Raw genomic sequence first — 10409 nt, 5'->3', positions numbered from 1 at the left:
ATAAAGAGGTCTGCGTGGTCGACAAACTGGCCAAATGTCCGGAGGTCGGCGGTGGGTACGCCGAGCTTTTTTGCCAAGGGCGATTTGTCCCGCTCGAACACGCTGTCCCACAGATAAAGAAAGAGTTTGCCGTGGATGTCGGCGTTGAGGATTTTATGAGTGGTGATGCCTGAGTTGAGGTTGCATAAGTGCTCGAGGAACACCTCGATGACCCGATCGTTTCCGCGTTTATGCCGCTTGGAAAGATAATAAGAAGACGTTTGATCGTACTCGATCGCTCTCAACTTATTGTGCGCAGCGCTTTCATCATATTGGGCAAAGGCAAAAATGCGCTCTTGGACGAGCGGGGGCAGTGTTTTGACAAAATCGACTAACGCTTTATCGAATGCGTCGCTGTTGTCTCGGCCGGAGTTTGCGACGGTGACGCCTTTGGACAGCTTGTTGAGCAAGGCCATGTTTTCTTTGTACTTCACGCCTAGCGTAGGCTCAGCCTTGGCCTTGATAAACCAGGGGCCAATCAACTTGTCGTCCATGTTACGGGATGGGCACTCGGCCAGGATAAAAGCATTGAGCGCATTAAGAACCATTTTCCAGTTACGCACAGGCGATGCGGTAACCGTTGCTGTGGCCTGATCACTCGGGACATTGTCAAAATTTGCCGGGCAGAATTCGAAGTTCCATCGCCTTTTGAACGCAGAATCCATGAAAAATACAGACTCGTCACTGGTGTTCATGGTTGCGATGAGAAATAGGTTAGGCGGGAGTTTCAAGCGCCGGGCATCGAGCAGGGTTTGGAGTTCCTGTGGCAGATGCTGCCTTGTCACCGGGCCCTTTTTCAACTCGGTGTCCAGCGCTTTAATGATCAAGTCTGACACGCTGATTTCGTAGCTGGACCATCCATCATCAGCACGGTCGAGCAACTGGAACACATCGCCGAAGATCTCTGCGCAGTTGCCACGGTTTATCTCATCAATCAACAGCACCACATTGGCAACCGTTTGGCCGTTGGCGTGGTTGGCCCAGTAGCTGTAAGCGCTGGACAGCGCACGTATGAAGGGGCCTGCGTACATGGTGTAGGAGATCGACCCTTCGTCAGACAGGGGTAACAAGCGTGCTACAAACTCACCATAGCTGTAATCCGGGTGAAAGGTTACCGGCACTACATTGTTGCCCTTGGCATCGACTCGCTCTGCCTTGTCAGTGCGTGCCAAATAGCTTTTGCTGGTACCCGGCGGGCCGAAGAGGATGAGTTGGTGCGGAAGGGGAAAGTCCATTTGACGTGCGTTCCTTGTTGTCGACGTGACGGGCTTGGAATTTGAATAGTATCAAAATGCCATTTTTTTATGGTGGTGGGTACCCATTCGATGGTCGTATGGATGCCACCTAAATAAAATATACACAACGGCGAATGTTTTTTGATGCTTGCGTTTGGCGATGCGTAGAGAGCCAGAGCTGGATCATGGTTATTTATTTCCCTTTATTGCCGAGCTCCCGGAACTAGCACCGAAACTTCCAGTCGATTAACCCAGTTAACTCCGACTGCGGCCTAAGGAACTAATGGCACTGCGCTTGTATTGTCCGGTAGTTCCAAATAGCCATACCTTTTTCGCAAGTTAAATACCTCAGACTATGTCGTCAATGCCTCTCGATGCCTGCCATCTGCACATCCCGCACACCGACCAAGTGTGCGCGTGGCTGATGCAGCACGCCGGGCTCAAAACCGCTGATCTGGAACGCGCCCAGCGTTTATCCACTGAGCCTGGCGACCTGCTCGGTTTACTCACGCGCTTGGGCTTGGTGTCTGAAATCGAACTGGCTCGCGCCTGGGCTGATTTGCTGGATGCGCCACTGCTGTTGGCCGACGCCGCGCCGCCGTTGCTCGACCCGCTTCCTCTGCTCACCGAGCGCTTCATGCGTCACTACCAGGTAGTGCCCATGGGTTGGCATCAGGGCGGGTTGCGCGTAATGGCCGCCAACCCCGCGCAGTTATATCCGTTCCAGGCCCTGGCGTATGCCTGTGAGGTGCCGGTGTGGCTGGCCATCGGTTCGCGTACTGAAGTCGACGCGCTGATCGAGCGCTATTACGGCCAAGGCCGTTCCGCCATGGGCAGCCTGATCGAAAACCTCGATGAGCAGGGGGGCGCCCTGGAAGATATCGAACACCTCAAGGACATGGCTTCGGAAGCACCGGTGATTCGCCTGGTCAACCTGATCCTGCAGCGCGCGGTGGAACAGCGCGCTTCGGATATCCATATCGAACCCTTCGAAAACCAACTCAAGGTGCGCTACCGCATCGACGGTGTGTTACACGACGCCGAAGCGCCGCCGGCCAGTTCGTCGGCGGCGGTGATCTCGCGGGTGAAGATCATGGCTCGCCTGGACATTGCCGAACGGCGCCTGCCTCAGGACGGGCGCATCATGCTGCGCATTCAGGGCAAGGCGTTGGACCTGCGGGTGTCCACGGTGCCCACCAGCTTTGGCGAGTCGGTGGTGATGCGCCTGTTGGACCGGCAAACCGTGCAGTTCGACTTCCCCAGCCTGGGCTTTGATGGCCCACGCCTGGCGGCCTTTTTGGACCTGTTGGCGCGGCCCCACGGCATCCTGTTGGTCACCGGGCCTACGGGCTCGGGCAAAACCACCACGCTCTATACCGCGTTGTCGCAGCTCAACACGGCTGAACGCAAGATCATCACCGTGGAAGACCCGGTGGAATACCAGCTTGAAGGCATCAACCAGATCCAGGTCAAGCCGGCCATCGGCCTGGACTTTGCCGGAGCGCTGCGCGCCATCGTGCGCCAGGACCCGGACGTGATCATGATCGGTGAAATCCGCGACCTGGAAACCTGCCGTATCGCCGTGCAGTCCTCCCTCACGGGTCACTTGGTGCTCTCAACCCTGCACACCAACAGCGCCGCGGCGAGCATCACGCGCTTGCTGGACATGGGCGTGGAAAGCTACCTGATTGCCTCCACGGTCAGCGGTATCCTCGCCCAGCGCCTGGTGCGCCGCCTGGACCCTGCCACGCGCGTGGCCTTCCAGGCCCCAGCGCAATTGATCCAGGAGCACGGCCTGGATCGCCTGACCGAGCAGCGTCCCATCCTGCTTTACCGCGGCGATTATCACGGCCGCAGCGCCCTCACTGAGTTGTTGGTAATGAACGATGAGTTGCGTGGCCTGCTGATGGGCCGCGCCGACGCCGCCAGCCTCGAACACGCCGCCCGCCGCGCCGGTTTGCGCACCTTGTATGAAGACGGTTTGCGCCAGGCCCTGGCCGGTGTCACGTCCCTGGAAGAAGTGCTGCGCGTCACCCGTGGTGACGACGCGTGAGCCTGTTCAAGTTCCGTGCGTTGGACAGCCAGGGCGTGGCCCAAAGCGGCACGCTGCAAGCTATTGACCAGGCCGCTGCCGTCGCCGTCTTGCATCAGCGAGGCTGGTTGCTGCTGCACATCGAAACGGCCAGCGGCCCCTTGTTGCGCCAGGCACGCGGGCAGTTGAAGGGCGCAGCGCTGGTGAGTTTTACCCAGCAATTGGCCACGCTACTGGGTGCCGGCCAGCCCCTCGAACGCGCTTTAAACCTGTTGCTCAAGCAAGCCCGCCATCCCCAGGTGCGGGCCTTGATCGAGCGCATTCGCGATCAGGTCAAGGCCGGCAAACCGCTGTCGGCGGCGCTGGAGGAGGAGGGCGGTACGTTTTCCCCGCTGTACCTGAGCATGGTGCGCGCCGGTGAAGCCGGCGGGGCGCTGGAAGGCACCCTGCGCCAGCTCAGCGACTACCTGGAGCGCAGCCAGTTGCTGCGCGGCGAGGTGATCAATGCGCTGATCTACCCGGCATTCCTGGTGGTGGGCGTACTGGGTTCCCTGGCGCTGTTGCTGGCCTATGTGGTGCCGCAATTCGTGCCGATTTTCCAGGATCTGGGTGTACCGATTCCACTGATCACCCAGGTGATCCTGGCGCTTGGCGAGTTCCTCGGCGCCTATGGCCTGGTGGTGCTGGCCGGGTTGTCGATCAGTGGATGGGTCCTGGCAGCGCGCCTGCGCGACCCCCTGCGCCGTGAGCGTTACGACCGTCACCTGCTGGGCATCCGCGTGATCGGCCCGCTGTTGCAACGGGTGCAAGCCGCCCGCCTGGCCCGCACCCTCGGCACGTTGCTCAGCAATGGCGTGGCGCTGCTGCCCGCGCTGGTGATCGCCCGGCAGGTTTGCAGCAACCGTGCGCTCCAGGCGCAAGTGGCGCTGGCGGCGCAACGGGTCAAGGGCGGCGGCACCCTGGCCGATGCGTTCGGTCGCCAGCCGCTGTTACCGGAACTGGCGCTGCACATGATCGAAGTCGGCGAACAGGCCGGCGAACTGGACAGCATGCTGCTCAAGGTTGCCGACATTTTCGACGTCGAGGCCAAGCGCGCCATCGAACGCTTGCTCGCGGCAATGGTGCCGACCCTCACCGTGGTCATGGCGGTGCTGGTGGCGGTGATCATGCTCGCGATCATGCTGCCGCTGATGAGCCTCACCAGCCATATATGAACTTTCAAGGAGCAGAACCGATGAAAACCCGACACCGCCAAGGCGGCTTCACCCTTTTGGAAATGCTGGCGGTGATTGTGCTGCTGGGCATTGTCGCGACCATTGTGGTGCGCCAGGTCGGTGGCAATGTGGACAAGGGCAAGTACGGCGCGGGCAAGGCGCAACTGGCCAGTTTGAGCATGAAGATCGACAGCTACGCCCTGGACGTGGGTGCGCCGCCCAACAACCTGCAACAGCTGCTCGACAAGCCCGCCAGTGCGTCCAACTGGGCCGGCCCCTACGCCAAACCGTCGGAGTTGAAAGACCCGTTCGGCCATGGGTTTGGCTATCGCTTCCCCGGTGAGCACGGGGCCTTCGACCTGATCTTCTACGGCCAGGACGGCCAACCCGGCGGCGAGGGCTACAGTGCCGACCTGGGCAACTGGGAATAACCCGCCCGTGGCCCAGCGAGGCTTTACCCTGCTGGAGATGCTGGTGGTCATTCTATTGATCGGCATTGCGGCGGGGTTGTTGGGGCTAGGTGTACGGCAAGGGTTGCAGGTGGCCAAGGAGCGGCGGGTGGTCGCGCAGATGGTCGAGGCCCTGCGCGCCACGCGTGCGAGCGCGATCGTCAGCGGCCAGGCGGCGCACACTCAATTCGACCTCCAGGGCCGCACGTTCCAGGCGCCAGGGCGTGCGTCACAGCAGTGGCCGGCGCAGGTGCAGGTGACCTTGCACAGTGCCGAGCAGGCCGGGGCCGCCGTGGTGTTCTATCCCGACGGCAGTTCCACCGGCGGTAACCTGCTGCTGGCCAACGGCAGCCGGCGTTGGCGCATCGACATCGGCTGGCTCACCGGCAGTGTGCAGTCCAAGGCGCTGCCATGAAGCACCAGGCCGGTTTCACCTTGCTGGAAATGCTCGCCGCCCTGACGTTGATGGCGGTGTGCAGCAGCGTGTTGCTGGTTGCCTTCGGCCAGAGCGCGCGTTCGTTGTCCCAAGTGGCCCACAGCGACCGCCTCACCCATGCCGCGCTCACGCTGCTGGACCAGGAAGCTGCCGGCCCGCTGATTGAAGGAACCCGCCAAGGCCAACTCGATGGCATCCATTGGCAACTGACCAGCACCCGCCAACAGCCGCACCTGTTTCGTCTTGATCTGAACGTGCGTGAAGGCGCCCATCAGGCGCACTTCAGCACCTTGAAGGCGCGCCTGTGAAGCGCAGTGAGCAGGGCTTCACATTGCTGGAAGTGCTCGTGGTGCTCAGCTTGCTGTCGGTGTTGTTGCTGCTGGTGAGCGCAGCGTTGCTGGGAGCCAATCGGGCGGTGGCCAAGGCTCAGGCCTACACCGCCAGCCTGGATGAAATGCGCGCCGCCCAACAGTTTTTGCGCACCTCGATCAGCGAGGCGCTGCCGTTAAAACTCACTGACGACGACAGCCAGGCCGAGGGTTTCTTGATCGGCACGCCGGAGCGGCTGCAGTTTGTGGCGACCTTGCCCGCTGTATTGGGCGGGGGTATCCAGCGCTTTACCCTGCAACGGGTCGGGCAGGACCTACAGGTGGCTTTTTCACAGAGGGCATCGCAGGCCAACACGCAACGCGATGAGCCGCAGGTGCTTTTGCATAACGTCCAGGCCCTGCAGTTCAGTTATCGCGGTATATCGCCACTGGGCCAGCCCACCGACTGGTTGAGCCCGTGGCCCTGGCCCCGGCGCTTGCCCACAGCGGTGCGCATCAACGCCGCCGTCAACGGGCCGGTGCCGTGGGTTACTCAGGTGGTTGCGTTGCGCCTGAACCTGTCCAGCGCGAGCAGCGAAGAATGAAGCGCCAACGCGGTGCGGCCCTGCTGCTGGTGCTGTGGGTGCTGGCCCTGCTCAGCGTATTGCTGGGGGGCCTGGCCGGGTGGGTGCAACTGCAAAGTCGCCAGGCGCTATGGCTGCGCCAGCACACCCAAACACTGTTGGCCGCCCAGGCCGGTATCGCTCAGGTCATGGCGCAAGGGCAGTGGGTGGCGGACGGGCGTTCTATTGCGCTGACCTTCGAGGACGCCCGCTTGCAGGTCAGTGTGCGCAGTGAGCGCGGCAAGCTGTACCTGGTCAACGCCGCTCTCCAAGACGTCACGCGCCTGGCCCTGGCCTGCGGCGCTACAGCGGCCCAGGCCCAGCAGTTGGCCAAAGCCCTTGAGACTCGGCGCCATCAGGGCCAGGCGCCGTTTCGGGTGCTGGAGGAGGTACGTCAACTCCCCGGCATGACCCAGGCGCTCTACAGCCAATTGCTGCCACACATCACCTTGTGGAGCGACCTCGACCGGCCCGCTCCTGCATTCGCCAGCCCCCTGATGCGCAAGGCGTTGAACCTGCCACGCCAGGACGCCGAGGGCGTCGACCCCGGCCAGGTCGTGGAAATCGACAGCCGCGCCGAGCGCCCCGGCGGCTATCAGGCACGCCTGCGACTCACCCTTTTATTGAGCCCTGCGGAGGACAGCGCACAGCCCTACCGGGTGGTGCGGTGGCAAGAATGATTCAACTCGAACCGATTGCCCGCTATTGGCGCGCCAGCCTGCTGCAACAAGGCTGGCGCTTGTGGCTCACGGAGTTACGCGGCTGTGTGCCGAAGTGGCTGGCGTTCCAGGAGCCGCCTGAGCAGGTTCACCACTGGCCGCTGACGGCGCCGGTGGTGCCAGGCAATGCGCGCCAGGTGCTGATGCTTGCCCCCGACGCCGTGTTGCAGCAAAGCGTGCAACTGCCTCTGGCCGCTGCACGCAACCTCATGGAAGTGGTTGGCTATGAACTGGACCGCTACACCCCGTTTGACGCCGAGCAGCTCTACTTCGTCGCCCGTCAGGAGCGGCGCACACCCAGCCACCTGGAGGTGAGGGTGGTGGCGATCCTGCGCGAGCGCCTGGACCAGATTCTCACCGACTGCGCCGCCCTCGGCCTGTACCCGCACCGCGTGGATGTGGCGGGCTTAGGCATTGATCTGCTGCCGGCGCCGTTGCGCCCGCGTTCGCGTCCCGCCGGCAAGCAATTGCAGCGCAGCCTGCCGTGGTTGTGCGGCGCGTTGCTGATCGCGGCGATGCTGTTGTGGCTCAACGACCGCCAGCGGGTACTCGACACCATGCGCGCCACTGTCCAACAGCAAAAAGCTGAGGTCGCCCAGGTGCACGCCCTGCGCCAGCAACTGCTCAATACCCGTGGTGCGGCACAGTACCTGTCCCAGCGCAAACGGGCGCAACCACCCCTGGCTGCGCTGCTAAATGACTTGACCAGTTGCCTGCCCGCCGATACCTGGCTCGACCAATTGGACGTCAAGGACGGCGAAGTGAGTTTTTCCGGCCAGAGCGCCAAGGCCAGTGGCCTGATCAGCCGCATCAAAGGCTGCCAGCGCTTGGACAACGCACAATTCGAAGGGGTGATCCAACCCGACGCACGCACCGGCAAAGACCAGTTTGCCTTGCGTGCCCACTTACGCCAGGAGGCCGCCGATGCGCCGACCCCTCACACCCCGTGAACGCCGCGGCGCCGCCTTGTTGACCCTGGCGTTGGTGCTCGGCGCGGCCTATTGGCTGTTGATCGACAGCTGGTTCGCCGGCCCGCTGCGGGCCATGGGTGAACAGGCCGAACAGTTGCGTGAACAGCAGCAGCGCTATGCCAGCGTCATACGCCAGGGCGATGCCTTGCGCGAACAGCTGGCGCAGGCACAGCAAGACCCGGCCAGCAGCGCCAGCCTGTTGCCGGGGGACGACCCGGACGTGGTCGCCGCCGACCTGATGCAGCGTCTTGCCGACCTGATCAACAGCCACGCCAACCTCGGCGGCGGCTGCAACCTCACCCAGCGCAAGCCGATCACGCCTGAACAGGACGACAGCGAGCCCTATCGTCAGGTCAAGGTCAGCCTCACGCTCAATTGCGCCATCGAACCGCTGACCGCGATCCTGCATGGGCTGGAATATCAGCCGCCTTTTCTGTTCGTCGATGAGCTGCATATTCGTCGCGACAAACAGGCGCCGGCCAATGGCGGGGCAGGCAAGCTGGCGGTGCAACTGCTGGTGCGCGGCTACCTGCAACCGGCGCGGGTGGCACCATGATCGGCCCATTGCGTCCTCTGGAATGGGGCTGGCTCGGCGTGGCCGTGCTTTTGGGGCTGTTGATGGCGATGATCCTCAGCAGCATCGGCGATGCCCCCCGGTGGTTACCCGATGCACCGGTGCATGCGCCGCCCTCGTTCCAGGTGCAGGCCGCTCCCACGCCGGCGTTGCAAGACCTTGCCAGCACCTGGCAAGCGCCACTGTTCAGCCCGGATCGCCGCCCGGACCGGGAGGTGGGTAAAACCCAGGTGGCGAGCCTGGCCAACCTGACCCTCAGCGGCATCATGATCACCGGCAACCTGCAAATGGCCATGCTCAAGCAAGCCGGTGGCCCAACGCTCACGGTGCGCTTGGGCCAAGCGTTGCCCAACGGTTGGCGCCTGGAACACCTGACCCCGCAATACGCCCGTTTTGCCCTGGGCGGGCGCACCCAAACCCTGAGCCTCTACGGTAAGCGGCTACCCCTGATCTCACATCCCCGCGAGTCTCTCCCTTGATCGATATGCGCACTTCGCTGTTTTGCCTGGCTACCGCCGTCTCCCTGGGCGGCTGTGGCTCTTTGCCCGACACCCCCGACCCGGACGACGACCTGCTGCACGAGGCCCTGCAGGGCACCGGCGCACAACGCCCGCCGCTTCAGACGCCTGTGGCTCAAAGCCCTCCCCCTGCCACCCAGGCCCCGCCACAGCGCCAGTTGATTCGCGGCAATCAAGCGTTTGTGCGCCAGCCCAAGGCGCCTGTAAACGTGCCGGAGCAGGGCGGCGACATCGTGTTCAACTTCGCCGGCCAGCCCATCGAGGCCGTGATCAACAGCGTGATGGGCGACTTGCTGCACGAGAACTACAGCATCGCCGAGGGCGTGAAGGGCACTGTCAGCTTCTCCACCTCCAAACCCGTGGACAAACAGCAAGCGCTGTCGATTCTCGAAACCCTGCTGTCCTGGACCGACAACGCCATGATCAAACAGGGCAACCGCTATGTGATCCTGCCGGCCAACCAGGCAGTGGCGGGCAAGCTGGTGCCGCAGATGCGCGTGGCGCAACCGGCCAGCGGCCTCTCGGCACGTCTGTTTTCACTGCGCTATATCTCGGCCACCGAGATGCAGAAACTGCTCAAGCCCTTCGCCCGTGAAAACGCTTTTTTGTTGGTGGACCCGGCGCGCAATGTGCTGAGCCTGGCCGGCACGCCTGAAGAACTGGCCAACTACCAGGACACGATCGACACCTTCGATGTGGACTGGCTCAAGGGTATGTCGGTGGCGGTGTTTGGCCTGCAACGCGCCTCGGTAGCCGAGCTGATGCCCGAGCTGCAAGCCATGTTCGGCACGGACAGTGGCACACCCCTGGCCGGCATGCTGCGGTTCTTGCCGGTGGAGCGCACCAACTCGGTGGTGGCGATTTCTTCCCAGCCCCAGTACCTCAGCGAAGTGGGCGACTGGATTCGCACCATCGACGAGGGCGGCGGCAACGAGCCGCAGATGTATGTGTACGACGTGCGCAATATGAAGGCCGCCGACCTCGCAAAGTACCTGCGGCAAATCTACGGCAATGGCGCGATCAAGGATGACGCCCCGGCGAAGGTAGCGCCGGGGTTGCGTACCACCACCTTGTCCTCGTCCACCAGCGCCGGTTTGCAGGCCAACGCCCCGGTGCCAGCAGCCGAAGAACCTGAATCCGAGCCTGCCGAAAGCACCCAGGCGCCGCCCACCAGCGACCTCGAAGCGGGCACGCGCATCACCGCGCAAAAGAGCAGCAACCAACTGCTGGTACGCACCCGCCCGGCGCAGTGGAAAGAGATCGAAGCGGCGATCAAACGCCTCGACAACCC

At 62.8% G+C, this 10409-nt stretch carries 12 protein-coding genes; 11 read left to right on the top strand and 1 reads right to left on the bottom strand.

Annotated elements, in window-relative coordinates; translation table 11 throughout:
- The coding region (locus tag GIW04_RS22355; protein ID WP_236479198.1) for an McrB family protein at positions 1-1274 on the bottom strand (1274 nt) is incomplete at its 3' end.
- Between the two features lie 355 nt (positions 1275-1629).
- Here GIW04_RS22355 and gspE point away from each other — a divergent pair.
- The 11 genes from gspE to GIW04_RS22300 all read left to right on the top strand — a co-directional run.
- Positions 1630-3327 (top strand): type II secretion system ATPase GspE, encoded by a 1698-nt coding sequence (gene gspE / locus GIW04_RS22350; protein ID WP_120248901.1) that lies wholly within the window; start codon positions 1630-1632, stop codon positions 3325-3327.
- Positions 3324-4520, top strand: coding sequence for a type II secretion system inner membrane protein GspF (gene gspF / locus GIW04_RS22345; protein WP_003192476.1), 1197 nt, complete (start codon positions 3324-3326; stop codon positions 4518-4520). Before gspE ends, gspF begins: the two co-directional genes overlap by 4 nt.
- A 20-nt stretch (positions 4521-4540) precedes the next feature.
- Positions 4541-4951 (top strand): type II secretion system major pseudopilin GspG, encoded by a 411-nt coding sequence (gene gspG / locus GIW04_RS22340; protein ID WP_019821138.1) that lies wholly within the window; start codon positions 4541-4543, stop codon positions 4949-4951.
- Positions 4952-4958: 7 nt separating this feature from the next.
- On the top strand, positions 4959-5384 hold the full coding sequence (locus GIW04_RS22335; protein WP_120248900.1) for a type II secretion system protein: 426 nt from the start codon (positions 4959-4961) through the stop codon (positions 5382-5384).
- Positions 5381-5713, top strand: a complete 333-nt coding sequence (locus GIW04_RS22330; protein WP_034134230.1) for a type II secretion system protein — start codon at positions 5381-5383, stop codon at positions 5711-5713. Before GIW04_RS22335 ends, GIW04_RS22330 begins: the two co-directional genes overlap by 4 nt.
- On the top strand, positions 5710-6318 hold the full coding sequence (locus GIW04_RS22325; protein ID WP_094773847.1) for a prepilin-type N-terminal cleavage/methylation domain-containing protein: 609 nt from the start codon (positions 5710-5712) through the stop codon (positions 6316-6318). Before GIW04_RS22330 ends, GIW04_RS22325 begins: the two co-directional genes overlap by 4 nt.
- Positions 6315-7016 (top strand): general secretion pathway protein GspK, encoded by a 702-nt coding sequence (locus GIW04_RS22320; protein ID WP_120248899.1) that lies wholly within the window; start codon positions 6315-6317, stop codon positions 7014-7016. The genes GIW04_RS22325 and GIW04_RS22320 overlap by 4 nt, the downstream gene beginning before the upstream one ends.
- Positions 7013-8005 (top strand): PilN domain-containing protein, encoded by a 993-nt coding sequence (locus GIW04_RS22315; RefSeq protein ID WP_034134233.1) that lies wholly within the window; start codon positions 7013-7015, stop codon positions 8003-8005. The genes GIW04_RS22320 and GIW04_RS22315 overlap by 4 nt, the downstream gene beginning before the upstream one ends.
- Entirely contained in the window at positions 7980-8582 is a 603-nt protein-coding gene (gene gspM / locus GIW04_RS22310) for a type II secretion system protein GspM (protein ID WP_032896326.1), read from the top strand. Before GIW04_RS22315 ends, gspM begins: the two co-directional genes overlap by 26 nt.
- The gene (locus GIW04_RS22305; RefSeq protein ID WP_120248898.1) at positions 8579-9079 is read left to right on the top strand and encodes a general secretion pathway protein GspN; all 501 of its coding nucleotides are present in this window, start codon (positions 8579-8581) and stop codon (positions 9077-9079) included. The genes gspM and GIW04_RS22305 overlap by 4 nt, the downstream gene beginning before the upstream one ends.
- Before the next feature lie 5 nt (positions 9080-9084).
- Positions 9085-10409 (top strand): secretin N-terminal domain-containing protein (locus tag GIW04_RS22300; protein ID WP_329607635.1); only part of this gene is annotated, 1325 nt, incomplete at its 3' end.

The organism is Pseudomonas sp. PA-4-8C, from assembly GCF_021606625.1.
Taxonomy (GTDB): domain Bacteria; phylum Pseudomonadota; class Gammaproteobacteria; order Pseudomonadales; family Pseudomonadaceae; genus Aquipseudomonas; species Aquipseudomonas lactis.
The sequence above is the reverse complement of the archived record's forward strand: the minus strand, read 5'-3'. Positions and strand labels throughout refer to the sequence as shown.